This is a genomic window from Pseudoalteromonas sp. Z1A2 (assembly GCF_011378755.1).
Lineage (GTDB): Bacteria > Pseudomonadota > Gammaproteobacteria > Enterobacterales > Alteromonadaceae > Pseudoalteromonas > Pseudoalteromonas distincta.
Window position 1 is genome coordinate 69,904 of the sequence record NZ_WTKX01000011.1, and the last position, 24,056, is coordinate 93,959.

Below are 24,056 nucleotides of genomic sequence, written 5' to 3' on the forward strand. Positions count from 1 at the left end.
AGTTTTATGGGATTATTAGTTAACGGCCAATGGCAAGATAAATGGTACGACACAGATTCAAGTAACGGTAAGTTTGAACGCGAAACGGCGCAGTTACGTCACTGGGTAACTGTTGATGGTAGCGCTGGAATAACGGGCGAGGCCGGATTTAAAGCACAAGCGAACAGGTATCATTTATATGTGTCACTTGCGTGTCCTTGGGCGCATCGAACGCTTATATTTAGAGCGTTAAAAGGGTTGCAAGATTTAATTACGGTGTCGGTTGTTAGCCCTGATATGCTTGATAGTGGTTGGGCTTTTGATACGCAAAACCACAGTACTGGTGATGCTTTATTTAATAGTAACTACTTACATCAAGTGTATATAAAAAATAATCCTAAGTATTCCGGGCGAGTTACCGTACCCGTATTGTGGGATAAAAAGCTAAATAAAATTGTCAGTAATGAGTCTGCCGATATTATACGTATGTTCAATAGTGCATTTAATGAATTAACAGGTAATAACGATGATTACTACCCAGAGGCACTACGACCAAAAATTGATGAATTAAATGCGTTGATTTATCCAAATATAAATAATGGTGTTTATCGTACGGGATTCGCAACAACTCAAGATGCATACGAAGAGGCGTTTAACGATTTATTCAAAGCACTCGATAAAGTAGAAGGGATACTGAGCAAGCAGCGTTATTTAACAGGTAATAGGCTCACCGAGGCAGATTGGCGACTATTCACTACACTCATTCGGTTTGATAGTGTGTACGTTGGCCATTTTAAATGTAATTTACGCACAATTGAAAGCTATCCTGCATTAAGTGGATACCTTAGGGAGCTATATCAAGTTAAAGGAGTGGCTGAAACAGTTGATTTTTATCATATTAAGCGTCATTACTATTTTAGTCACACAATGATCAACCCAACACAAGTTGTGCCAAGTGGTCCAAGTATTGATTACTTATCTGATCACGGTAGAAATGTTTAGCGCTTAAGCTATTAAGTTCACTAGCCAGCCGTATTTTCTTACGAAGCTGGTTTCGCTTTTACTCGCTTGTACTGCTGCACCTGCGATAAAGGCACTTGAAAGCCCAACTTTGGTTACGGCAAAACGCTTTAGTCTATATTGGAACGCTGCATGATGTTGGCGTTTCAATTCACTGCGCGTATCCATTTGCTTACTTAGAGCATCAACGTTTTCATTAGGTGCTTTAATTAAGTAGTTAACTAACATACTAATTTCCTTGTAGGTTAAATAGCTGCTTTAAACTTTTAAGCGTTTTACTAAAGCCAATTTTATTGCTTAAGTAAACTGTATTTTTCCAAAGCCATATTAAACAAGCAACTTGTAGCAAAGTAGCTGTTGCAATACTTAGCCATACCGACCCAAAAACATCGTATACACCGTATCCAACAGCACCTAGAAATCCTGCCCACAACAAAACCAAACCACTGGCAAAGCATCCTAAAAATATAGTGATCAATGCAAGCGATCTAAGCGATAACCGCCATTCGGCTTTAGCAAGCTGGTGGGTGATCTTTCCTTGAGTTTGGTAATCATCCTTGAGCTGCTTAGAATACTCTAAAAGCATTGCAACATGATCTTGCCAATCGTCCTTTTGGCTATGTTGCTCAGTAGTTTGGTCTTGCGCATTACCATCCTTGGTTGCTGTTGTTTGTGGGTTATTCATCACTAATTACTTACGACGAAGTAGTGATGTGATTAGCATACCCGCAGCAAAAGCAATACCCGCAGTTGCTAATGGATTTTCAGAAGCAAAAGCACGAGTTTTTGCAGTACATTCGCTTAGTTTTTCACGTGCGATAAGTTGTTTTTCGCTCAATGCATCTGCTGAGCTAGAAGCTCCTTTACGCACACTGCTTTCAGCTGTTGCAGCTTTGCTAGAAAGTGCATCTACAGCATCGTGCGCCGCTGATGTTGCTTTCTCTGTAAGAGGAGACTCAGTATTTGTTAGTTTAACGTCAGGCTTAACATCTGAAGTTGTATTTGGTTTCGTATTCGTTGCAGTAGCCATAATCAATCCTTAATAAGTTAAAAATTTAAATAGTGATTTAGGTGATGCAATGATTAAACCAAACTTGTTATTTATTTTAACTGACTGAATTTTATAGGTTTTTCTTGTGGTTTTTAATTTTTGATAATTAGTATTTTAAAATAAACAGTAACTATTACTACACGGCTAGGTAAATTTTACAAAGAGGATAAAAACGCCTTAAAAATTGTAAATATTCATTGGTTATTCAGTAAGCAAAGCATGTAAACAGAAAGTTACAAAAGCAAAGCTGATATTTTTCTTTACCTCAATCCCACTTTTTCCCACGTAATTCAAACGCTTCGCTTGAGCCCTTATTTTTTCTAGCTTTGGGACTCACTAAAGCTGGTCAGCTTACTTGACAAAATGGCTTGTCAAGCCCTAAACTGGAGCACTGTGGTAAAAAGTGGTTTTTAGTGGATCTCATTGGATAAAATAAACAAGAAATTGAATAAAACAATTTCAAAGTAGGTTTTTTATGTTTCGTGGCGCGAGTTCACTGAGTTTGGATGATAAGGGGCGTTTTGCGGTACCGACAAAGTACCGAGAATCTCTGTTGTCTGAAGATCAGGGGACAGTTATTTGTACCGTCGCATTAAATGAACCGTGTTTATGGTTATATCCATTGGCTGAGTGGCTCGAAATAGAAAGCCGTTTAGCGAAAATATCTAATATGAATCCACGAGCTCGACGAATGCAACGTATGTTGCTAGGTAACGCTACAGAGTATCAACTTGATAAAAATGGTCGAATTTTGCTTGCGCCGTCATTACGTGCCCATGCATCTCTTGGCAAAAAAATCATGCTGGTTGGTTTGATGAATAAGTTTGAAATTTGGGACGAGGCGCGTTGGCACGAGCAAATGCAGCAAGATACTGAGCTTGAAAGGCTTGGTGATTTTGAACCTAACCAAGATTTAGATAATTTTACACTCTAACGGCACAAAAAAAGGCACACAATAGCTAATGACAGCGCAATTTGAACACGTATCCGTATTAATGGATGAGACCATCGATGCCCTTGCAATTAAGCCAGACGGTATATACATGGATGGTACATTTGGACGTGGTGGCCACTCTGGGCAAATTTTAGCACGCCTTGGTGATGAAGGTCGCCTGCAAGCAATTGACCAAGATCCACAAGCAATACAATCAGCTGAAAAATTTGCTGATGACCCACGTTTTGCAATTGCACACACTCGCTTTTCAAACTTATACGAAGTAGCACAGCAAAACGATCTAATTGGTAAAGTCGATGGCATTTTATTAGACATTGGTGTTTCGTCACCACAATTAGATGATGCTGAGCGTGGCTTTAGTTTTATGAAAGACGGCCCACTCGATATGCGTATGGACCCTACAACAGGTCGCAGTGCTGCACAGTGGTTAGCAGAGGCTGAGTTGGATGATATTACCCACGTAATTAAAAAATTGGGCGAAGAAAAGTTTGGTAAACGCATTGCACACAAAGTACTTGAAGTTCGTGAGCACACGCCAATCACAACTACCAAGCAGCTTGCTGACCTTGTTGATGAAGCTGTACCGGTAAAAGATAAGTTTAAACACCCAGCTACCCGTACTTTTCAGGCTATTCGTATTTACATTAATAGTGAGCTTGAAGAAATTCAAACTGCGCTTCAGTCTGCAGTTAAAGTGCTAAAGCCAGGCGGACGTTTAGTGGTGATTTCGTTTCATTCTTTAGAAGACCGTATTGTAAAACAGTTTATTAGAAAACAGAGTAAGGGAGAAGCATTACCCAGAGGTCTGCCTTTAACTGATGCACAAATAAATAAAAATCTGACGTTAAAAGCAGTGGGTAAAGCTATTAAGCCAAGTGCTGCAGAAGTAGAGCGTAATCCACGTTCTCGTAGTTCTGTACTTAGGATTGCACAGAGGTTGGGATGAGTAAAAAAGCGAGCTATCGGCAACCTAATTTATTCTTTGAAATATTAAAAGGCCTAGGAGCTAATAAGCTAACCTCGGCCTTGTTGGTTGTGATATTCGCTTCTAGTTTAGCTGTTGTGCAAACAACCCACTTAGCTCGTGGCCAACTTATACAGCAAGATCAATTATTACAAGAACGCGATGAGCTTGATTTAGAGTGGCGCTACTTACTTGTTGAAGAAGAATTTTATTCGCAACATGCACGCATTGAAGAAGTAGCTACATCACAATTGAAAATGAAAAGACCTACGAGTCAAGATGAGCAGGTAATAATAGTACAATGAGAAATAGAGGCAAAAAACCAGTCACTAATTTAATCACATGGCGCTTTATGCTGGTGTGTGCAGTTGTGTTTATGGTGTTTGTAACACTCGTATCTCGCGCTGCTTATTTACAAGTAATAGAACCTGATAAAGCACGTTCAGAAAGTGACAAACGTACCGTGCGCGTTGAAAAACTACATGTGCAACGCGGGATGATTTTTGACCGTAATGGTAAAGAGTTAGCGGTAAGTGTGCCTGTTGTAAGTGTATATGCTGATCCTAAAGCATTGCACAAGTCGCTTGTCTCTAAAGTAATTAAACAAGCACGTAAAAGCGGCGAAGATCATTTATCTTTAGCTGAAAATACCGCCGAGCTTGATAATCGTACTGCACTTTATTATAAAAACGATTTACGCTGGCGTGAGCTTGCAGATGTATTGCGCATTGATCCTAAGAAGATTAACTCTCGACTTTTAAACGATCCTTCGCGTCGCTTTGTTTATTTAAAGCGCCAAGTTACTCCTGCTGTAGCAAATTATATTGGCGATTTACGCCTACCAGGTATTCATTTACTAGATGAATCTAAACGCTATTACCCCGCCGGTGAGGTTACCGCGCATGTTATTGGTTTTACTAATATAGACGGTAAAGGCATTGAAGGCATTGAAAAGCTATACGAAAACGCTTTAACGGGCGAGGAAGGCCGCCGCACTATACGTAAAGACGCACAAGGGCGTGAAGTAGAAGTGCTTGACGAGCGTGAGCGCGTAGAGCCAGAAAGTATAGAACTAAGTATTGACCAACGAATTCAAGCTATTGCCTACAAAGCTGTAAAATCAGCTGTACTGACTTACAAAGCCACATCGGGCTCAGCTATGGTAGTTGATGTTAAAACCGGTGAAGTGCTGGCAATGGTAAATAGCCCTTCATTTAATCCAAATAACTTAAGCGATGCTGCACCTCATAAGCGTCGTAATCGCGCAATTACAGATTTGTTTGAACCAGGCTCAACTGTTAAGCCTCTAGCCATTTTAGCTGGGCTAGACTACGGCGCCATTCAGGCAGATGACACGATTGATACCTACCCAGGTTGGATGCGTTTAGGTGGTAGTTTAGTTAGAGATACTCGTAATCACGGCGAACTAACACTGCGCGAAATACTAAAGTACTCCTCAAATATGGGGGTTGCGAAGGTTACTCAGTTAGTGCCTAAAGATTACCTTGTTGGCTTATATCAAAAAGTAGGCTTTGGCAGTGACACCGGTACTGGAATGGTAGGTGAAAGCAGTGGTTTGTTTTATCCAAATCGTCGTTGGTCTGACTTTGAAATTGCCACTTTATCATTTGGTTATGCAATTTCGGTAAGTACTGCGCAAATGGCGCGCTTTTATACCATGTTAGGCGCTGGTGGAGTTAATCGACCACTGACTATTTTAAAGCAAGATAATATACCTGAAGGCGAACGTATTTTTAAACAAAAAGACGTAGAAGCCGTAGTCCACATGATGGAAAGTGTATTTGAAAAAGACGGTACTGCTCGCAACATAAAAGTTGATGGGTATCGTGCTGCTGGTAAAACAGGTACATCTAAAAAAGCCGTAGCAGGTGGTTATGGTGATGAATATGTAGGTTACTTTGCAGGTGTAGCACCGGCAAGTAATCCTCGTTTAGCCGTGGTAGTTATGATTAATGAACCAGGTGGTGATGTGTACTATGGAGGTGCCACCGCTGGCCCTGCATTTGCAGAAATCATCTCTAACGCATTAAGAATATTAAACGTAGCGCCTGACAAGGAAGAGGTTGCGTACGTACAAGGTAAAGATAACGATGCGTGATTTAAAGGATATTTTAAAATACATCGAAATAGATGCGCCCTCGCAACTGGTTAAGCATTTACGCCTTGATAGCCGTGAAGTAACGCCAGGTGATGTATTTGTTGCTATTAAAGGCCATACACTTGATGGCGGACAATTTATTGCTAAAGCAATTGAAAATGGCGCAATAGCTATCATTGCTGACAGATTATGTGAATTTGAAAGCAGTTTTGAGCCACTGTATTTAGTCTCAGAGCTTGATAAAAAGCTTCCAGAATTAGCTAGTCGCTTTTATAGCCAACCAAGTCAGACTCTTGATTTAATTGGTGTGACAGGTACAAATGGTAAATCGACTACCACAGCAATGATTGCCCACTTAGCACAATTTTGTAGTACTGAGTCGGCTATTATAGGTACTTTAGGTTATGGCCATCCTGATAACTTAATTCCACTGATAAACACAACGCCTTCAACGGTTGATTTACAGCATATTTTGAGCGATTTAAATTCGCAGCATAAAAAGCTGGTAGCCATGGAAGTATCATCTCATGGGCTAGTGCAACAACGCGTTGCTAAATGTCAGTTTAAAGCGGCTGTGTTTACTAACCTTTCGCGCGATCACTTAGATTACCATGGTGATATGGCAAGTTACGGTGATGCGAAATTAATGCTTTTCCGTGATTTTGAACCGCAAGTTGTAGTGCTCAATCAAGATGACTTTCAAGCTGAGCAATGGCTTGAAAAGTATGATTTTAATAACCTAATTTGTTATGGCCGCAAAAACTTAGCTCCTAAGAATGCCCGATACGTTTATTTTTCTGATGTTGAATATTCAAGTGAAGGTATTTCGGCGCAGTTGTCGACAAGTTGGGGTGATATTTCAATTAAATCGCCTCTGTTTGGCGAATTCAACTTATATAACTTAACGGCAGCGCTCGCTACATTACTAGGGCTAGGTTATCCGCTTGAGCAACTAGTTGCTGGTTGTGCGCAGTTACAGCCAGTCGCTGGTCGAATGCAAGCTTTTAGTCAAGCTGGCATGCCAACGTGTGTTGTTGATTACGCCCATACACCCGATGCACTTGCACTTGCATTACAAGCATTGCAGTTGCATGTGCCAGGTGGTGTAAGTTGTGTATTTGGTTGCGGTGGCGACAGAGACAAAGGTAAGCGCGCATTAATGGCGCAAGCTGCAGAGCAAAACGCTAATAAAGTGATTATTACCAGCGATAACCCTCGATCTGAAAATCCTGATGACATTATTGCAGATGTAGCAGGCGGTCTAACCCATCCTCAAAATGCACATTTAGAGGCTGATAGAGCAACTGCAATTCGTTTTGCTATAGAAAATGCTACAGCTGATGATGTTATTTTGATTGCAGGTAAAGGCCACGAAGATTATCAAATTATAGGCGATAAGCGCATCGACTTTTGCGATCGCCGCTATGTACAAGAACAACTAAAAAAAGCAGTAAGAGGGATAACACAATGATCCCAATGGATTTTGATTGGTTAGCTAATGTGCTAACAACTGATTATCAAGGTGATAATCAACACGTGCTAAATATAAATACTGATACTCGCACAGTGTGCGATGGCGAAGTGTTTTTAGCACTTAAAGGGCCAAATTTTGATGGCCATAAATTTATAGCTGAGGCTAAACAAAAAGGCGCTATAGGCGTTATTGTTCAGCACAAAGTTGATGTAGATATTCCACAATTTATAGTAAGCGATACACGTATTGCACTAGGTACAATTGGCACCGCTGTTATGGCCCAAGTGGCGCCTAAAACAATTGCAATTACAGGGAGTGTAGGCAAAACCACCGTAAAAGAAATGTGTGCGGCAATTTTGTCGGTTCACGGTGATGTATTAGCTACTAAAGGTAATTTTAACAACGATATTGGCGTCCCTCTTACGTTATTGCGCTTAGAGCCTCAACATCGTTTTGCTGTTATTGAGCTAGGTGCAAATCACTTAGGTGAAATTGCTTACACAACGGCAATGACAAAACCAGATGTGGCCGTTGTATGTAATGTTGCAGCAGCTCACTTAGAAGGTTTTGGTAGCTTAATGGGCGTTGCAAAAGCTAAAGGTGAGATTTTTGATGGCCTAAAAGATGACGGCGTTGCCATTGTTAATTGCGATAGTGAATTTAGCCAGTATTGGTTAGATAAACTTGAAGGGCGTAATGTTAAACGCTTTTCTACAACCGAAAAACTAGACATTTGGGCAGAGAACATCACGCTTGATGCCAATGCACGTGCAAGCTTTACGCTTTGCACTAAAAACAAGCAAGTGCCTGTTACTTTGGCACTACCTGGTAAGCATAATATTAGTAATGCACTTATCGCTGCGGCGCTGACCAGTGAATTTGATGTAACCCTTGAAGAAATAGCCAATGCACTTGCCACAATGGGTGATGTAAAAGGGCGCGTTAATTTAATTGAAGTGTCTGATTTACTTACCGTGGTTGATGACACCTATAATGCCAATGTTAAGTCGGTAAAGGCTGCGATTGACTTGTTAAGTGATATGCAAGGTCACCGCATTTTAGCACTCGGAGATATGGGTGAGCTTGGTGAAGATGCACGTAAGTACCATAAAGAAGTTGGCGAGTATGCACTTGAACAAGGGATTGATGAGTTATTTACATTAGGCGTGTTAAGTAAATACGCAAGTGATGTGTTTGAACTTCCTAATCGCCACTTTTCGAGCCGCGAACAGATGCAGCAAAAAATTCAAGAAAGTATTAATAAAGTGAATAAAAAAACAACAATAGTAGTGAAAGGATCGCGCAGTTCTCGCATGGAATTATTAGTAACCGATTTAGTTAATGGCCAGCAACAAGCCATCAATGGAGTATCACAATGTTAGTTTGGCTGGCAGAGTATTTAACACAGTATTTTAGTGGTTTTCATGTTTTTTCGTATTTAACGCTACGTGCCATTTTAGGTATTTTAACTGCGTTAATTATGTCTCTTTATTTAGGGCCTAAGTTAATTCGTGGTTTGCAACGTATGCAAATAGGTCAAACAGTTCGCGACGATGGTCCGCAATCGCATTTGTCTAAGTCGGGTACACCGACAATGGGTGGCTTACTTATTTTAGCGGCTATTTTTACCAGCACGCTACTTTGGGCCGATTTATCAAATAAATATGTGTGGGCAACACTGTTTGTAATTGGCTCATTAGGTATTGTTGGTTTTGTTGATGATTACCGTAAAGTTATTCGTAAAGACCCAAAAGGTTTAATTGCTAAGTGGAAGTACTTTTGGCAATCGGTCATTGCATTAGTTGTAGCTACTGCTTTGTACTTTACCAGTGCACAAGCATCTGAGACATCTCTTGTTGTTCCATTTTTTAAAGACGTATTACCACAATTAGGTTTGTTTTATATTGTGCTTACGTATTTTGCCATAGTAGGTACATCAAACGCGGTAAACCTGACAGATGGTTTAGATGGCTTGGCGATTGTGCCAATTATTTTGGTGGCTGCAGCATTGGCAATTATTGCTTACTTAACAGGTAATATTAACTTTTCGGCTTACTTACATATTCCACATTTACCGCTAGCGAGTGAGCTTGTGGTTGTGTGTACTGCCATTGTGGGCGCAGGCCTTGGCTTTTTATGGTTTAACACTTACCCAGCACAAGTATTTATGGGCGATGTTGGCTCATTAGCACTTGGTGGCGCATTAGGTATTATTGCTGTTTTAGTACGCCAAGAATTACTGCTTATTATTATGGGCGGTGTATTTGTAATGGAAGCACTATCGGTAATATTACAAGTGGGGTCGTATAAATTGCGCGGACAACGCATTTTTAGAATGGCGCCGATTCATCATCATTATGAATTAAAAGGTTGGCCAGAGCCTCGCGTTATTGTGCGCTTTTGGATTATTTCTGTTGTGCTAGTGCTTGCTGGCTTAGCTACTTTAAAGATTCGATAAATGCAGTATTTAAACGAGATAAAAAACAAACAAATAACAGTGCTCGGACTCGGTGTAACCGGTCTGGGCATTGTGCGTTTTCTATTATCTCATGGCCTCGCCCCCAAGGTCGTTGATAGCCGAGCAACCCCGCCGGGGATTGATTGGTTAAAAGAGCACGCGCCAAATCTAGATACCCACTTTGGGAATTTGGATGACGCAGAGCTTTGTTCAAGCAATATGATTATTATAAGCCCTGGGCTTAGCTTAAAAATACCAGCTGTTGCAAATGCAATTAACGCAGGTGTTGAAGTGATTGGCGACGTTGAGTTATTTGCTCGTATTAATACAAAACCAGTTGTTGCTGTTACGGGCTCTAACGGTAAATCAACCGTGGTTACGCTCGCTTATGAAGTATTAAAAGAAGCCGGCTATAAAGTTGCTTTGGGTGGGAATATTGGCACAGCGGTGCTTGATTTACTCAACGATGATTTTGATGTGTATGTACTTGAGTTATCTAGTTTTCAGCTAGATACCACAACGAGTTTAAAACCCGTGAGTGCAACGGTATTAAATGTGTCAGAAGATCACCTTGACCGATACGACAGTTACCAAGCTTATATAGACTCAAAGCTAAGTATTTATGACGGTGCAGAGCTTATTGTTGTCAATGCCGACGATATTCAAACACATCCAGTTGAGCGCGGTACAACCCCCCTAATCAGCTTTGGTGCTCAACAAGGTGATTACCATTTAGCGCAGCATAATGGCGAAACTCATTTTATGCTTAAAGGCGATGCCTTTTTACCTGTTGATACGCTTGCGGTAGTGGGTAAGCACAATTATTTAAATACGCTTGCAGTAATGGCGCTTTTAAGTCCGTTTGAAGTAAGTAAAGCGCAATATAAGAACGCGTTAGGTCAATTTAATGGATTGGCTCATCGCTGCCAATTTGTAGCTGAGCTTAACGGTGTAAAGTATTTTAACGATTCAAAGGCAACGAATGTTGGAGCGACCATTGCTGCAATAGATAGTTTGGCTAGTGATGGTGAAAACCTGATTGTTATTGCAGGTGGCGATGCTAAAGGCGCTGATTTAAACGCACTTAAACCCTACATAGAACAGCATGTAAAAGCATTAATTTGTTTTGGTAAAGATGCAAGTGACTTAGCTGCGATTACCAATAAGAGCTATTTAACTAACAACATGGAAGAAGCCGTTGCTTTGGCCAACGTACTTAGTAGTACAGGCAATATTGTTTTGTTAGCACCTGCATGTGCCAGCATTGATATGTATAACAACTATATGCAACGTGGTGATGACTTTATTCAACGTGTTATGGCAGGGCAACTATGATTGCTTTTGCCGATATAAGAGATGCATTAACACCAAAACCTTCAGGTCAGTTGTATGATGTACCGCTGTTGTACTGCGTAATTATGTTAATTGGTGTTGGTTTTATCATGGTAACCAGCGCTTCAATGCCGACCGCTGAGCGGTTATTTGATGACCCATACCATATTACTATTCGCCACAGCATGTTTTTGGCAATGTCTTTTGTGCTTTTTTGGATAAGTGTTTGTGTGCCAATGGATTGGTGGAAACGATCCAACCCTTATTTATTAATACTAGGCATGGTGCTGTTAATAGCGGTATTGATTGTTGGGCGTGAAGTGAATGGTGCTAAACGATGGATACCTATTGGTCCTGTTGGTTTTCAGGTGGCTGAGGCCGCTAAATTATACTTTTTTAGTTATATTGCGGGTTATTTGGTAAGAAAACGCGAAGAAGTACAAGAAAATATTAAAGGCTTTGCAAAGCCAATAGCTGTATTTGCAGTGTATGCGCTGCTTATTTTACTGCAACCAGATTTAGGCACAGTGGTTGTTATGTTTGTAACAACGGTTGGTTTACTGTTTTTAGCTGGCGCTAAATTATGGCAGTTTTTTGTACTTATTCTAACTGGCGTCGGTTTGGTTGTATTACTGATTATTGTTGAACCATATCGAATGGCGCGTGTTGTTGGCTTTTTAGACCCTTGGGATGATCCTTTTGGTAAAGGTTATCAGTTGGTTCAATCGCTAATGGCTTATAGCCAAGGTGGTTGGTTTGGCCAAGGCTTAGGTAACAGTGTACAAAAACTGCAATATTTACCTGAAGCGCATAACGATTTTATTTTTGCTGTAATAGGTGAAGAACTTGGTTTAATAGGCGTTGTAAGTATTTTAATGGTATTAGCTACTTTAGTATTTAGAGCGTTATTAATAGGCCAACAAGCGCTTAAGTGTGGCAAAGAATACGAAGGCTATTTTTCGTTTGCCATTGGTATTTGGTTTGCATTTCAAACCATGGTGAATGTAGGTGCGAGCGCGGGTATTTTGCCAACTAAGGGTTTAACCCTGCCATTTATTTCTTATGGTGGTTCAAGCTTGTTAATTATGACCATTGCCACGGGCATCTTATTGCGCGTAGATTTTGAAACCAAAATGGCAACCAAGCAAGCCACCTCAGGTGGAGGTAAGCGATGAGTAAAAAATTAGTAGTAGTGGCTGGTGGAACTGGCGGACACATTTTTCCTGGTATTGCAGTGGCTGATTATTTAAAACAGCAGGGCTGGCAAGTTAGCTGGATTGGCACACCAGATCGAATGGAAGCAAGCGTTGTACCTAAGCATAATATAGATATTGATTTTATTAATGTAAAAGGTGTTCGTGGTAACGGATTAAAACGTCTTATTAAAGCCCCATTCATGGTAGTTAATGCAGTATTGCAAGCGCGTAAGGTATTGAAAGAACAGCGCCCTGATGTAGTACTTGCAATGGGCGGTTATGTTACGGGACCCACGGGAATTGCCGCAAAGAGTTTAGGTATTCCGTTAGTTATTCACGAGCAAAACGCTGTAGCGGGTATGAGCAATAAACTGCTAGCTAAGGTGGCTACACGTGTATTAGCAGCATTTCCAAGTGCTTTTGCACAGGGTCAAGCCGAGCTAGTAGGTAACCCAGTTCGCCAAAGCGTTATGAATATAGCCAAACGCGATGTATCAAGCCCTATTAATATTTTAGTGGTAGGGGGCTCGCTCGGTGCACAAGTGCTTAATCAAACATTACCAGAAGCATTTAAAGTACTAAATAATACAGCTCCTATAAGCGTATGGCATCAAACAGGTAAGGGTCATTTATCTACTGTAGAAACAGCTTATAAAATGCATGGCTTTGCGGATGGTAATACAAAAATAGCTGAATTTATTGATGATATGGACGCGGCGTATAGCTGGGCTGATATTGTTGTTTGTCGCGCAGGTGCATTAACTGTTAGCGAAATTGCAGCGGCAGGTAAAATGGCTGTTTTTGTTCCTTTTCCACATGCAGTGGACGACCATCAAACAGCAAACGCACAATATTTAGTGATGGCTAATGGCGCATTATTAATGCCACAAGGGCAGTTTAATAAACAATCAATTGTTGAACTATTAAGCCCATATTTAGCCCAACCTTCATTAATTACTGAAATGGCTACAAATGCAAAAAAACAAGCCATTTTAGATGCCACAGCAAGCGTAGCAACGCACTGTGAGCAAGTAACAAATAAGAGAAAATAAGTGAAAGAAACGTCAGTACAAGAAAAACACACGCGCCCAGCAATGCGCCGAATAGAAACCATTCACTTTATTGGTATTGGTGGAGCCGGTATGGGCGGTATTGCTGAAGTACTCGCTTTTGAAGGCTACCGTATTACAGGTTCTGACATTGCTCATAGCGCTATGACAGATCGCTTAATTAAAGCCGGTGCTGAGGTATTTATTGGCCATCATGAAAATAACGTGAAAGATGCCAATGTAGTGGTTGTTTCAAGCGCGATTGATGAAACAAACCCTGAAATTATTGCAGCCAAAGCCGCAAGAATCCCTGTTGTGCGCCGCGCAGAAATGCTCGCAGAGCTAATGCGTTTTCGCCACGGTATAGCGATTGCGGGTACGCATGGTAAAACAACGACAACAAGCCTAATTGCAAGTATTTATGGACAAGCAGGGCTCGATCCAACTTTTATTATTGGTGGCTTGTTAAATAGCGCAGGTAGTAACGCAAAAGTAGGTAAAAGTGATTTTTTAATAGCAGAAGCTGATGAAAGCGATGCGTCGTTTTTACACTTACAGCCAATGGTCTCGGTGATCACAAATATTGAAGAAGATCACATGGATACTTACGGCGGCAGTTTTGAAAAAATGAAAGACACGTATGTCGATTTTATTCATAACTTGCCGTTTTATGGTTTAGCTGTTGTATGTATTGATTCTGAAGTTGCTGCAGAGCTTATCCCTCGCTTTGGTCGCCCAGTTATCACGTATGGCGAATCGAAGGATGCTGATTATCGCATGAGCGACTTTAGCCAATCAGCTAATACGTGCACATTTACAGTAACTAACAAGCAAGGTGAGTGTTTAACTGCCACGTTAAATATGCCAGGTAGACACAATGCACTTAATGCAACCGCTGCGATTGCTGTTGCAAAAGATCAAAACATTGCGAATCATGCAATTTTAGAAGCGCTGCATAAGTTTGAAGGCATTGGTCGTCGTTTTCAGCATTATGGTGAATTTGAAAACGAGCGGGGCAATGTGATGTTAGTTGATGATTACGGGCATCACCCTTCAGAAGTTGCAGCAACAATTGCAGCAGTACGTGAAGGTTGGCCTGATAAGCGTTTAGTAATGGTTTATCAACCTCATAGGTTTTCTCGTACACGCGACTTATACGAAGATTTTGTAAAAGTACTTGCTGATGTAGATCAGTTGCTATTACTTGATGTGTATAGCGCTGGTGAAGATCCTATTGTAGGGGCCGACAGCAAAAGCTTATGTCGTAGCCTTCGCCAACGTGGCAAAGAGCCGCTGCACGTAGCAACAAATGCTGAGCTTGCAGGTGTTTTGGCCGCAAATTTACAAAACAATGATTTAGTATTAACCCAAGGCGCTGGTAATATAGGTCAGTTAGTTAAAACATTAGCTGCAACGGGTATGTCGATAGAAAAACTTAAGCAAGGTGAAGTATGACTCAGGTAAACACACAATTTGGTAAAGTAGCGGTACTGCTAGGTGGTAACTCAGCAGAGCGTGAAGTGTCTTTACGATCGGGTCAGGCTGTTTTAAATGCGCTGCAAAATTGTGGTATTGATGCAATTGCATTTGACCCACAAAGTCGTTCTTTGTGGGAGTTAAAAGAATTAAATGTAGATCGCGTTTTTATCGCTTTGCATGGCCGTGGTGGCGAAGACGGCACAGTGCAGGGTGCACTTGAATTTATGAACTTGCCTTACACGGGCAGTAATGTACTCGGTTCAGCACTTGCTATGGATAAAGTACGTTGTAAGCACTTATTTAAATCAGCGGGTTTAAGTACTGCACCTTATACCGTAGTTGATGCTAAAAAAGGTTTTGATGCTAAAGCCATTATGGATGAATTTAAAAAGGTAATGGTTAAGCCATCGCATGAAGGTTCAAGCATAGGTATGGCGCAAGCAAGTACAACACAAGAGCTTGAAGATGCACTAGCTAATGCATTTAAGTTTGATAACCAAGTACTTGTAGAGCAGTGGATCACTGGTCGTGAGTTTACAATTACGGTGCTTGGCGACGATGTACAGCCAGTCATTGAGATGACGACACCTAATGGCTTTTACGATTACCAAGCTAAGTATCAATCAAATACAACCCAGTATCATTGCCCTGCAGATTTATCAGAGCAAGATACTAAGTACTTACAAGCCATATCGCTAGATGCGTTTGATTTAGTGGGTGCAAGTGGTTGGGGTCGTGTTGATGCTATGCAAGACGAGCAAGGGAATTTTTACCTGCTTGAAGTAAATACAGTACCAGGCATGACTGAAAAGTCACTAGTACCGATGGCTGCAAAAGCGAACGGGGCAACTTTTGAACAATTAGTTGTTCGCATTTTAGAGCAAACGCTTTAATATGCATCCCCTTTTAGAAAAAGCTCAACAACTAAAACAGCAACTTAACTTTAATTGGTCGCTGATTTTTGGAGTGAGTTTTTTTCTGGTTGTGGTTATAGGCTTAGTACAAATAACCACCGGTGTATCTGATTGGTTAGTTGAAAATAAAGATGCTCAAATTAAGCACCTTACAGTGCAAGGGCATCCCAAATACACAGATGAAACGGCAATTATAAAAGCAATTAAAAAAGCCGATTTAAGTAGTTTTTTTGAACTTGATGTTAAGCACGTGCAGCAGCTAGTTCAAGACTTGCCTTGGGTTGCTACCGCTTCGGTACGTAAACAATGGCCTGATACTATACAGGTGTATGTAGTTGAACATGAAGTAGTTGCCCACTGGAATAGCGACTTGTTGCTCAACCAAAGTGGCCAAGCATTTCAAGCCAGCAGCGATAAGTTAGATGATAACTTACCGCAGTTATATGGCCCAGAAGGTAGCGAAGAAGAGGCGTGGGTTGCTTTTAAGCAATTTGATGAAATGCTCAGAGTTAATGGTTTAACATTAACAAGTTTGGCATTATCGGAGCGTTTTTCGTGGCAACTTTGGCTAGATAACGGGATTCGCTTAAATTTAGGGCGTAAAGATAAAGCCAAGCGTGTACAACGTTTTATAGACGTTTATCCACGAATGGAACAACGTGCAGATGCACAAGTAGATACAATCGATTTACGGTATGATACCGGCCTTGCAGTAAGCTTTAAGCCAATGCAAGAAGAACAATTACAAAATAAGAGTAAGGCATGACTAAGTCAGCAGAAAGAAACCTAGTAATAGGATTAGACGTTGGCACCTCGAAAGTGGTTGCCACGGTAGGTGAAATCACCGCAGATAACAAGCTCAGCATTGTTGGTGTGGGCAGCCAAGTATCTCATGGTATGGATAAAGGCGGCGTTAACGATTTAAACTTAGTGTCTGAGTCTATTCGACGAGCAATAGACGAGGCTGAGTTAATGGCTGATTGTCGTATAAGCTCTGTGTATTTGGGTATTTCTGGCAAACATATACAGTGTCAAAACGAAAGTGGTGTGGTGGCAATCAATAACACAGAAGTCACTGACGAAGATATTGAAAACGTAATACATATTGCGCGTTCTGTGCCTATTTCAGCAGAGCGTAAAATGCTGCATGCATTGCCGCAAGAATACAGCATCGATATGCAAGAGGGCATTAAAAACCCACTAGGCATGAGCGGCGTTCGTATGGAAGCGCGTGCACATATCATTACGTGCTCAAACGATATGGCAAAAAATATCGAAAAATGTGTAGAACGCTGTGGTCTTGAAGTCGATCAACTTATCTTTACTGCACTTGCGTCTTGCTATTCTGTACTAACAGATGACGAAAAAGAGCTAGGTGTTGCAGTACTTGATATTGGTGGCGGTACTATGGATATCACCATTTATATTAATGGCGCACTTCGTCACTCTGCGGTTATTCCAGTGGCAGGTAACCAAGTTACTGGTGATATTGCAAAAATATTTCGCACACCTATATCACATGCCGAGTCACTCAAAGTACAATACGCATGTGCTAGTAGCCAAATGGCAAGTAGCGAAGACACAATTGAAGTACCAAGTGTAGGCGGACGACCAGCAAGGCTAATGTCGCGCCATACATTATCTGAGGTGGTAGAGCCTCGTTTTAGAGAATTATTTGAGCTTGCGATGGAAGAAATTCGTCGTTCAGGCTTAGAAGACCAAATTGCGGCAGGTCTCGTTATTACAGGCGGAACCGCTAAAATGACTGGCGCGATGGAAGTGGCAGAAGACATCTTCCAAATGCCAGTAAGAATAGGCAAGCCAATCGGGATGGTTGGTTTGACAGACTATGTAGATGATCCTTCGTACGCAACCGCTGTTGGTTTGTTACAATACGGGCGTACCATGCAATCGATGAATGCACAAAAGTCGAAAGCAGAGGATAACAATAATTGGTGGAACCGCATTACTAAATGGTTCCAAGGCGAGTTTTAAGACTCAAGTCGGAGAGTAAACATGTTTGATATAATGGAACAACACAGCGAAGAAGCTGTAATAAAAGTAATCGGCGTGGGCGGTGGTGGCGGTAACGCTGTTGAGCACATGGTTAAACAACAAATAGAAGGCGTGCGTTTTATAGCCGCTAATACGGATGCGCAAGCATTACGTAACTCTGCTGCCGATATTACAGTTCAACTAGGCACGCAAATAACCTCTGGGTTGGGTGCGGGCGCAAACCCTGAAGTAGGCCGTAAGTCGGCTGAAGAAGATGCAGATACAATTCGTGCTAGCCTTGAAGGCGCCGATATGGTATTTATTGCAGCCGGTATGGGCGGTGGAACAGGTACTGGTGCAGCACCGGTAGTTGCTAAAATTGCTAAAGAACTCGGTATTTTAACTGTTGCAGTTGTAACACGTCCTTTTGATTTTGAAGGTAAAAAACGTGCAGCAGCCGCTGAACAAGGCATTAATGAATTGTCAGAAATTGTAGATTCACTTATTACAATTCCTAACAATAAATTGCTTAAAGTTTTAGGGAAAGGGACTACACTTCTAGATGCCTTCGCTAAAGCTAATGACGTATTATTTGGTGCGGTACAAGGTATAGCAGAGCTAATTACACGTTCTGGTTTAATTAACGTGGATTTCGCCGATGTTAGAACAGTAATGTCTGCAATGGGTACTGCAATGATGGGAACGGCGTCTGCGTCAGGTCCTGATCGTGCACAAGAAGCTGCAGAAGCCGCTATCTCAAGCCCACTACTAGAAGACGTTGATTTAACAGGTGCTAAAGGTATCTTAGTTAATATTACCGCTGGTATGGACATTGCGATTGAAGAATTTGAAATTGTTGGTAATCACGTTAAAGCACTTGCGTCAGAAAACGCAACGGTTGTTGTTGGTGCGGTAATCGACCCAGAAATGACTGATGAGCTACGTGTAACGGTTGTTGCAACTGGTTTAGGCGGCGATCGTCGTCCACAGTTTGGTATTGTTGATAACGGCTTTAAAAAAGCATCAGGTTCTGATGTTGCAAGCACATCAAACCAAACGAGCAGTATGTACGTACCAAGCTTTGCAAGCCAAGATACAAACACTGAAGAAAATACGACTAAAGAGCAAGCGCAAAGTAAAGAAAAAGCGCCTTCAACGAGTTCAAGCAGTTCAAGTTCTTCAGCGCAAAATAGTAAAAAAGCAGATAAATCAGAAGGTGGTGATTATTTTGATATTCCCGCTTTTTTACGTAAGCAGGCAGATTAACATTTAATAATACTTTTGTTTGAAATATATACAAATGTTGAAAGGCAAAAGGATTTATGTTAAAATCCGCCGTCTAACTGTAACTGATTTAAAAGTGAGCATACCTATGATTAAACAGCGTACGATTGCACAAGTAGTCAAAGCCATAGGAATTGGACTTCATAAAGGTGAGAAGGTCACAATAACTCTCCGACCTGCGAGCGCAAATACTGGGATTGTATTTCGTCGTGTCGACCTTGATCCGGTTGTTGATTTTGAAACAACACCTGAAGCCGTTGGTGATACGCAGTTGTGTACCTGTTTAATTAACAAAGATGGTGTTCGCTTATCAACTACTGAGCATCTTATTGCAGCTGTTGCTGCAATGGGCATTGATAATCTAATTGTAGAATTGGACAGCTCAGAAGTGCCGATTATGGATGGTAGTGCATTACCATTCATATATCTGTTACAAAAAGGCGGAATTGAAGAACAAAACGTTGCTAAACGCTTTATCCGTATTAAAGAAAAAGTACGCATTGAAGAAGATGGCAAGTGGGCTGAAGTTGAACCATATGATGGTTTTCATATCGACTTTGAGATTGCATTTAACCACCCAGCTATCAATGAAAGTCGCCAACGTATTGGGTTGGATATAACAACGCAAAGCTTTATTGAAGAAATTAGCCGTGCGCGTACTTTTGGATTTATGAAAGATATTGAATACATGCATGCAAACAACCTAGCGCTAGGTGGTAGCATGGATAGTGCTGTGGTACTTGATGAATTCAAAGTTTTAAATCCTAATGGCTTACGTTATAGCGATGAGTTTGTTAAGCACAAGATATTAGACTGTGTTGGTGACATGTTTATGACAGGTCATAATCTTTTAGGTAAAGTAACTGCATTTAAATCGGGTCATGATTTAAATAATAAATTACTTCGTAAAATTATGGCTACAGAGTCAGCATGGGAGTGGGCAACATTTGAAACGCCTGTGACGATGCCTGCACCCGGTCTTGAGTTAGCTCCAGCCTAAAAGCAGCAAATGAACAGCTCGCAAACAGTTATAAAAAATGACGCTAATTAGCGTCATTTTTTTTTGCGTAAAATTTACTCTATTATAACTCTAAAAGATCTTGTAACTGATTTAAATGAGTTACTGTATAAGTTGGCTTTATTCCTTCGGCTAATTGCTCACCAGGGTGTTGTAACCAGCAAGTATCAATACCTGCATTGTTGCCGCCAAGTATGTCGCTTGCAGCAGTATCACCCACCATAAGTATCTCGCTTTTATCAGGGTTACCCATTAGCTCAAATGTGTGCTCAAAAATCGCTTTATTTGGTTTTGCTATACCCACAAGTTCAGATATTACTAACCATTCAAACATATCTTTTAAGCCAGTATGCTCAAGGCGTACGGTTTGTAAGCGGGCAAATCCGTTAGTAATAATACCCAATAGAGCATTTGGCTTAAGTTTATTTAAAAGCTCAATAGCACCAGGTAATGGCTCGCAAATTTGCGCCATAGCATCTAAAAAAGCATCGTTTAGCTCTTTTGCGGGCACATTAAGCTTTGAAGCCCACTCATTAAAGCGTGTTACTTGTAAGTAATCTGCGCTAATAGTGCCATTTTGATAATCAACCCACAGCTGCTTATTGGTTTTTTGATAATGAATATAATCGTCTTGGCTAAAATCTACGTTGTAAGCTTTAAACATGCGAGTCATGCCCGCTAAAATATCAAACCTAAATAAGGTTTCGTCTGCATCAAACAATACATAGTTGTATTTCATTAAACTTCCTAAATTAATTTGTTTGGCTGTAGAGATCTACGTGTAGAAAGGGCGCCATAGCTAAAGTGAGTGCTTGTGTATAGGTGCTTTCGCGCGTGGCGTGATTGTTTGTAAGTAACCCAATAGCGCCCCCTTTTTGTTTAACGTTGGTGGTATTAAATGCTTTGTCCATTACATCGCCAAGCTCTTCGCCATTAAGTAAGGCGTTATAAAGCACTTGAGGCAAGGGGAGGTTGCTGCTGCGCCCTACAACCTGATTTAAGGCATTATCAATAACTACGTAAGCAAAGGTTGCTGCACCATAGCTAAATTGCTCTGCACCGCCTTCCATTGCCACGTAGTAGTGAGCTTGGTAATGCTCTTTGCAATAATTAACACGGTTTTGTGCGCCAACACGTGTTTCTTCTTCGCCAATAGGTTGATCTGGCACATTGGATGGAGCATCAACACCTTGGCAATCAATTTCATGTTTAGGGAAATACATTGCAAAAATATGTTTAGCCGCGTTAATTTTGACAGGGTTTTTAGAACCCACAATAATTTTTAATGAGTACAACACAATGTCCCTTATTGTTACTAAAATCAGCAGTGTACGTGAGAGAGCTCAATCTTAGAAGAGGAGTTAAATAGGTATATCCAAAGGTGCTAAGTTTTCCAGTGCACGCTTTTTCAAAATAATATCTTTAATAAGTGGAGTAAGAACCAGCTCCATAGCTAAGCCCATTTTGCCCCCTGGTACTACAAGCGTATTAATACGAGACATAAAACTGCCTTCGATCATCCGTAAATAATAAGGAAAATCAACATCATCAATACCCCTAAAGCGAATAACTACAAAGCTTTCATCAAGAGATGGAATATCTTTGGCGCTAAATGGGTTTGATGTATCAACGGTCGGCACGCGTTGAAAATTAATATGGGTACGAGAAAACTGCGGGGTAATATGATTTATATAGTCATCCATACTGCGCACAATAGAGCCCATAACCGCTTCGCGAGAATGGCCTCGTTCGGATGTATCGCGTATTAATTTTTGAATCCATTCAAGGTTAATAATTGGAACCATGCCTATTAATAAATCGACATGCTTTGCAACGTCTACATCTTGATCAACTACACCACCGTGTAACCCTTCATAAAACAAAATGTCAGTATTATGGTCAAGATCTTGCCAAGGTGTAAATGTACCTGGTAATTGATTATACGGAACGGCTTCATCAAAGGTATGTAAGTAGCGGCGTAACTTTCCTTGACCTGTTTCGCTATAGTTTTCAAACAACGTTTTTAAAGCGCCAAAGTCATTGGCCTCTCGGCCAAAGTAACTAATATGTTTACCTTCTTGTTGTGCTTCTCGAACTTTTTTATCCATTTCGGGGCGAGTGTAACGATGAAAGCTATCTCCTTCGACAAAAGCCGCTTGAATATTAAGGCTACGGAAAATATGTTTAATTGCATTCGTTGTGGTGGTTGTACCCGCACCAGATGAACCCGTAATCGCAATAATAGGATTTTTAGCTGACATGTTAATTCTCTTTTTAGGACCAGGTTTTATAACCAGACTAAACTTAACATTATTTTAAGTCGTTTGGGTATCTTAAGAGTTGACTGACTTAGCTCAAGTGACGCCATCAGCAAATAACGTTATCATGAGGTGCTTAAAATTAAAACGAGAGAAAGCATGAAACTTATTAAACCATTACTTGGATTATTTTCTATAGCAGCGCTGAGCCCAATAGTGGTGAAGGCTAGCATGCCAAAAAGCCAAGTATTACTTGCTGATTTAAATACACCTTTCGGGGTACAAGTTAGTATAGTGAGCGATAAAAATAGTTATAACAACCAACCGCACTTAACAAGTACAGGTTTATACTTTACTCATGAAGTAATTAATAAAGGGCAAAGCCAAACTGATATTGCTTATTATGATTTCACGTCAAAAAAAGTTACCAATATAACTAACTCTCTTGTAAGCGAATATTCACCAACGGTTATGCCAAGTGGTGATGCGATATCAGCGATTGTTGTAGAAGCTGACGGTAAGCAAAAATTGTGGCAATACCCACTCAAAAATGAAGATGCGCCACGTCGTATTTTTGATTGGATTGAACCTGTTGGATACCATGCATGGGGTGTCCAAAATGATTTAGTGATGTTTATTTTAGGAAAGCCTCACACTCTTCAATATACTTCTGTTGCACAAGCGAAGGGGGAAATAGCTGCCAGTAATATTGGACGGACGCTTATTTATAACAACTCAATGGCTGCATTTTTATTTAGTTACACTAAAAACGAGCAACACATTTTAGCGAGTTTTAATCCACAAGATAAACAAGTTGAAGACCTATTAAGGTTACCGGCTCAAGTTCAAGATTTTATTTTAAAGGATAATGCGACCATTGCTTATGCTATTAAAAACCGCGTTTATCAGCGTAAACTTGATGGAAGTGATGAAGTATCGCAATGGCTTAATTTAAGCACCTACTGCGAAACAAATATAACAAGAATGAGTTACAACAATGAAAAACTCGCTTTTGTATGTGATATAACAAAGTAAAGCAGGCAAATAAATTCAGATTTTATTGTGTGTATGCGTTAATCTAATACGCAAATTAACTAATAGGGATTACACGTGGCTTATAGTGCAGACGAGCTGACAGAACAGCTCATTAAATTACAGTGCAGAAGTAATTTTAAGATTAAAAATATTGCAGAGTACATGTTAGTAAACTCTAAAGAAGCATTTTATACCCACAGCGAAAGCGGCAAGGGTAAAATAGTAATTCGCCCAGCATTTGAAGTATTTAGCGATGATTTTAATGATATAGATGGCGTAACACGTGCGCAAGGGTACTTCCATAGCAGTGAGATGACACGCTTTCCTACGCGAATTTTTAAAAGCGCTCAACCTATTCACTACGGTGTTGCGTTTAAAATAAACTCTGAGCAAGCAGCCAAAGATTTTATAGCCAAGCTAACTATGATTATTGGCAACTAATTTTATATAAAAAGTAAAAAGCCGCTGAATTTATA

Annotated in this window: 25 protein-coding genes; 19 read left to right on the top strand and 6 right to left on the bottom strand. The window is 40.6% G+C overall.

The window, feature by feature from the left end; translation table 11 throughout:
- Window positions 1-6: 6 nt before the first annotated feature.
- Window positions 7-981: a glutathione S-transferase family protein gene (locus GQR47_RS09735; protein WP_024596384.1), complete on the top strand. Its 975-nt coding sequence runs from the start codon at window positions 7-9 to the stop codon at window positions 979-981.
- Window positions 982-984: 3 nt separating this feature from the next.
- Here the strand turns inward: GQR47_RS09735 and GQR47_RS09740 are convergent, their stop codons facing one another.
- Genes GQR47_RS09740 through GQR47_RS09750 form a run of 3 tightly spaced genes read right to left on the bottom strand, consistent with a single transcriptional unit; the run spans window position 985 to window position 2,029 of the window.
- Window positions 985-1,227, bottom strand: a complete 243-nt coding sequence (locus GQR47_RS09740) for a hypothetical protein (RefSeq protein WP_165723747.1) — start codon at window positions 1,225-1,227, stop codon at window positions 985-987.
- A 1-nt stretch (window position 1,228) separates the two neighbouring features.
- Window positions 1,229-1,684 carry a hypothetical protein gene (locus GQR47_RS09745; protein ID WP_024596382.1) on the bottom strand — a complete coding sequence of 152 codons (456 nt, stop codon included), beginning with the start codon at window positions 1,682-1,684 and terminating at the stop codon, window positions 1,229-1,231.
- Between the two features lie 6 nt (window positions 1,685-1,690).
- Window positions 1,691-2,029, bottom strand: a complete 339-nt coding sequence (locus GQR47_RS09750) for a hypothetical protein (RefSeq protein ID WP_002957982.1) — start codon at window positions 2,027-2,029, stop codon at window positions 1,691-1,693.
- A gap of 496 nt (window positions 2,030-2,525) precedes the next feature.
- Between GQR47_RS09750 and mraZ the strand changes: the two genes are divergently transcribed.
- The 16 genes from mraZ to lpxC all read left to right on the top strand — a co-directional run bounded on the left by mraZ (window position 2,526) and on the right by lpxC (window position 20,269).
- Entirely contained in the window at window positions 2,526-2,984 is a 459-nt protein-coding gene (gene mraZ, locus GQR47_RS09755; protein ID WP_007582904.1) for a division/cell wall cluster transcriptional repressor MraZ, read from the top strand.
- A gap of 28 nt (window positions 2,985-3,012) precedes the next feature.
- Window positions 3,013-3,951, top strand: a complete 939-nt coding sequence (gene rsmH / locus GQR47_RS09760; protein WP_024606338.1) for a 16S rRNA (cytosine(1402)-N(4))-methyltransferase RsmH — start codon at window positions 3,013-3,015, stop codon at window positions 3,949-3,951.
- On the top strand, window positions 3,948-4,274 hold the full coding sequence (gene ftsL, locus GQR47_RS09765) for a cell division protein FtsL (protein ID WP_002957986.1): 327 nt from the start codon (window positions 3,948-3,950) through the stop codon (window positions 4,272-4,274). The genes rsmH and ftsL overlap by 4 nt, the downstream gene beginning before the upstream one ends.
- A complete protein-coding gene (locus tag GQR47_RS09770) occupies window positions 4,271-6,088 on the top strand; it encodes a penicillin-binding transpeptidase domain-containing protein (RefSeq protein ID WP_165723748.1) in 1,818 nt (605 codons plus the stop codon). The genes ftsL and GQR47_RS09770 overlap by 4 nt, the downstream gene beginning before the upstream one ends.
- Window positions 6,081-7,559 (top strand): UDP-N-acetylmuramoyl-L-alanyl-D-glutamate--2,6-diaminopimelate ligase, encoded by a 1,479-nt coding sequence (gene murE, locus GQR47_RS09775; RefSeq protein ID WP_165723749.1) that lies wholly within the window; start codon window positions 6,081-6,083, stop codon window positions 7,557-7,559. Before GQR47_RS09770 ends, murE begins: the two co-directional genes overlap by 8 nt.
- A complete protein-coding gene (gene murF, locus GQR47_RS09780; protein ID WP_165723750.1) occupies window positions 7,556-8,944 on the top strand; it encodes a UDP-N-acetylmuramoyl-tripeptide--D-alanyl-D-alanine ligase in 1,389 nt (462 codons plus the stop codon). The genes murE and murF overlap by 4 nt, the downstream gene beginning before the upstream one ends.
- Complete coding sequence (mraY, locus tag GQR47_RS09785) at window positions 8,938-10,020, top strand: phospho-N-acetylmuramoyl-pentapeptide-transferase (RefSeq protein WP_002957990.1); 1,083 nt, start codon at window positions 8,938-8,940, stop codon at window positions 10,018-10,020. Before murF ends, mraY begins: the two co-directional genes overlap by 7 nt.
- Window positions 10,021-11,355 (top strand): UDP-N-acetylmuramoyl-L-alanine--D-glutamate ligase, encoded by a 1,335-nt coding sequence (gene murD, locus GQR47_RS09790; protein WP_165723751.1) that lies wholly within the window; start codon window positions 10,021-10,023, stop codon window positions 11,353-11,355.
- Complete coding sequence (ftsW, locus tag GQR47_RS09795) at window positions 11,352-12,527, top strand: cell division protein FtsW (RefSeq protein ID WP_024596377.1); 1,176 nt, start codon at window positions 11,352-11,354, stop codon at window positions 12,525-12,527. Before murD ends, ftsW begins: the two co-directional genes overlap by 4 nt.
- Entirely contained in the window at window positions 12,524-13,600 is a 1,077-nt protein-coding gene (gene murG, locus GQR47_RS09800) for an undecaprenyldiphospho-muramoylpentapeptide beta-N-acetylglucosaminyltransferase (RefSeq protein WP_024596376.1), read from the top strand. The genes ftsW and murG overlap by 4 nt, the downstream gene beginning before the upstream one ends.
- Entirely contained in the window at window positions 13,601-15,052 is a 1,452-nt protein-coding gene (gene murC / locus GQR47_RS09805) for a UDP-N-acetylmuramate--L-alanine ligase (RefSeq protein WP_165723752.1), read from the top strand.
- Complete coding sequence (locus GQR47_RS09810) at window positions 15,049-15,969, top strand: D-alanine--D-alanine ligase (protein WP_165723753.1); 921 nt, start codon at window positions 15,049-15,051, stop codon at window positions 15,967-15,969. The genes murC and GQR47_RS09810 overlap by 4 nt, the downstream gene beginning before the upstream one ends.
- A gap of 1 nt (window position 15,970) precedes the next feature.
- Complete coding sequence (locus tag GQR47_RS09815; protein WP_002957996.1) at window positions 15,971-16,756, top strand: cell division protein FtsQ/DivIB; 786 nt, start codon at window positions 15,971-15,973, stop codon at window positions 16,754-16,756.
- Window positions 16,753-17,985, top strand: a complete 1,233-nt coding sequence (gene ftsA / locus GQR47_RS09820) for a cell division protein FtsA (RefSeq protein WP_007582937.1) — start codon at window positions 16,753-16,755, stop codon at window positions 17,983-17,985. Before GQR47_RS09815 ends, ftsA begins: the two co-directional genes overlap by 4 nt.
- 21 nt (window positions 17,986-18,006) lie before the next feature.
- Window positions 18,007-19,251, top strand: coding sequence for a cell division protein FtsZ (gene ftsZ, locus GQR47_RS09825; protein ID WP_002957998.1), 1,245 nt, complete (start codon window positions 18,007-18,009; stop codon window positions 19,249-19,251).
- Window positions 19,252-19,357: 106 nt separating this feature from the next.
- Window positions 19,358-20,269, top strand: coding sequence for a UDP-3-O-acyl-N-acetylglucosamine deacetylase (gene lpxC, locus GQR47_RS09830; RefSeq protein WP_002957999.1), 912 nt, complete (start codon window positions 19,358-19,360; stop codon window positions 20,267-20,269).
- 82 nt (window positions 20,270-20,351) lie between these two features.
- Here lpxC and yjjG read toward each other — a convergent pair whose 3' ends face one another.
- The 3 genes from yjjG to GQR47_RS09845 all read right to left on the bottom strand — a co-directional run bounded on the left by yjjG (window position 20,352) and on the right by GQR47_RS09845 (window position 22,548).
- The gene (yjjG, locus tag GQR47_RS09835; RefSeq protein ID WP_165723754.1) at window positions 20,352-21,026 is read right to left on the bottom strand and encodes a pyrimidine 5'-nucleotidase; all 675 of its coding nucleotides are present in this window, start codon (window positions 21,024-21,026) and stop codon (window positions 20,352-20,354) included.
- 13 nt (window positions 21,027-21,039) lie between these two features.
- Window positions 21,040-21,585 carry an inosine/xanthosine triphosphatase gene (gene yjjX, locus GQR47_RS09840; RefSeq protein ID WP_165723755.1) on the bottom strand — a complete coding sequence of 182 codons (546 nt, stop codon included), beginning with the start codon at window positions 21,583-21,585 and terminating at the stop codon, window positions 21,040-21,042.
- Between the two features lie 63 nt (window positions 21,586-21,648).
- Window positions 21,649-22,548 carry a phosphoribulokinase gene (locus GQR47_RS09845; protein ID WP_002958002.1) on the bottom strand — a complete coding sequence of 300 codons (900 nt, stop codon included), beginning with the start codon at window positions 22,546-22,548 and terminating at the stop codon, window positions 21,649-21,651.
- Between the two features lie 156 nt (window positions 22,549-22,704).
- Between GQR47_RS09845 and GQR47_RS09850 the strand changes: the two genes are divergently transcribed.
- Both GQR47_RS09850 and GQR47_RS09855 read left to right on the top strand, forming a co-directional pair.
- Entirely contained in the window at window positions 22,705-23,580 is an 876-nt protein-coding gene (locus GQR47_RS09850) for a hypothetical protein (RefSeq protein ID WP_165723756.1), read from the top strand.
- Window positions 23,581-23,655: 75 nt separating this feature from the next.
- Window positions 23,656-24,021 carry a hypothetical protein gene (locus tag GQR47_RS09855; protein WP_007376965.1) on the top strand — a complete coding sequence of 122 codons (366 nt, stop codon included), beginning with the start codon at window positions 23,656-23,658 and terminating at the stop codon, window positions 24,019-24,021.
- The last annotated feature ends 35 nt before the right edge of the window (window positions 24,022-24,056 follow it).

What these genes read in the sequence shown, in the direction of transcription:
- GQR47_RS09750 (WP_002957982.1), bottom strand. Translation starts at nt 2,029, where the DNA reads ATGGCTACTGCAACGAATACGAAACCAAATACAACTTCAGATGTTAAG.
- GQR47_RS09850 (WP_165723756.1), top strand. Translation starts at nt 22,705, where the DNA reads ATGAAACTTATTAAACCATTACTTGGATTATTTTCTATAGCAGCGCTG.
- ftsW (WP_024596377.1), top strand. Translation starts at nt 11,352, where the DNA reads ATGATTGCTTTTGCCGATATAAGAGATGCATTAACACCAAAACCTTCA.
- murE (WP_165723749.1), top strand. Translation starts at nt 6,081, where the DNA reads ATGCGTGATTTAAAGGATATTTTAAAATACATCGAAATAGATGCGCCC.
- yjjG (WP_165723754.1), bottom strand. Translation starts at nt 21,026, where the DNA reads ATGAAATACAACTATGTATTGTTTGATGCAGACGAAACCTTATTTAGG.
- mraY (WP_002957990.1), top strand. Translation starts at nt 8,938, where the DNA reads ATGTTAGTTTGGCTGGCAGAGTATTTAACACAGTATTTTAGTGGTTTT.
- GQR47_RS09770 (WP_165723748.1), top strand. Translation starts at nt 4,271, where the DNA reads ATGAGAAATAGAGGCAAAAAACCAGTCACTAATTTAATCACATGGCGC.
- rsmH (WP_024606338.1), top strand. Translation starts at nt 3,013, where the DNA reads ATGACAGCGCAATTTGAACACGTATCCGTATTAATGGATGAGACCATC.
- ftsL (WP_002957986.1), top strand. Translation starts at nt 3,948, where the DNA reads ATGAGTAAAAAAGCGAGCTATCGGCAACCTAATTTATTCTTTGAAATA.
- ftsA (WP_007582937.1), top strand. Translation starts at nt 16,753, where the DNA reads ATGACTAAGTCAGCAGAAAGAAACCTAGTAATAGGATTAGACGTTGGC.
- GQR47_RS09845 (WP_002958002.1), bottom strand. Translation starts at nt 22,548, where the DNA reads ATGTCAGCTAAAAATCCTATTATTGCGATTACGGGTTCATCTGGTGCG.
- GQR47_RS09815 (WP_002957996.1), top strand. Translation starts at nt 15,971, where the DNA reads ATGCATCCCCTTTTAGAAAAAGCTCAACAACTAAAACAGCAACTTAAC.
- murF (WP_165723750.1), top strand. Translation starts at nt 7,556, where the DNA reads ATGATCCCAATGGATTTTGATTGGTTAGCTAATGTGCTAACAACTGAT.
- GQR47_RS09810 (WP_165723753.1), top strand. Translation starts at nt 15,049, where the DNA reads ATGACTCAGGTAAACACACAATTTGGTAAAGTAGCGGTACTGCTAGGT.
- ftsZ (WP_002957998.1), top strand. Translation starts at nt 18,007, where the DNA reads ATGTTTGATATAATGGAACAACACAGCGAAGAAGCTGTAATAAAAGTA.
- GQR47_RS09740 (WP_165723747.1), bottom strand. Translation starts at nt 1,227, where the DNA reads ATGTTAGTTAACTACTTAATTAAAGCACCTAATGAAAACGTTGATGCT.
- GQR47_RS09745 (WP_024596382.1), bottom strand. Translation starts at nt 1,684, where the DNA reads ATGAATAACCCACAAACAACAGCAACCAAGGATGGTAATGCGCAAGAC.
- mraZ (WP_007582904.1), top strand. Translation starts at nt 2,526, where the DNA reads ATGTTTCGTGGCGCGAGTTCACTGAGTTTGGATGATAAGGGGCGTTTT.
- murD (WP_165723751.1), top strand. Translation starts at nt 10,021, where the DNA reads ATGCAGTATTTAAACGAGATAAAAAACAAACAAATAACAGTGCTCGGA.
- GQR47_RS09735 (WP_024596384.1), top strand. Translation starts at nt 7, where the DNA reads ATGGGATTATTAGTTAACGGCCAATGGCAAGATAAATGGTACGACACA.
- lpxC (WP_002957999.1), top strand. Translation starts at nt 19,358, where the DNA reads ATGATTAAACAGCGTACGATTGCACAAGTAGTCAAAGCCATAGGAATT.
- murG (WP_024596376.1), top strand. Translation starts at nt 12,524, where the DNA reads ATGAGTAAAAAATTAGTAGTAGTGGCTGGTGGAACTGGCGGACACATT.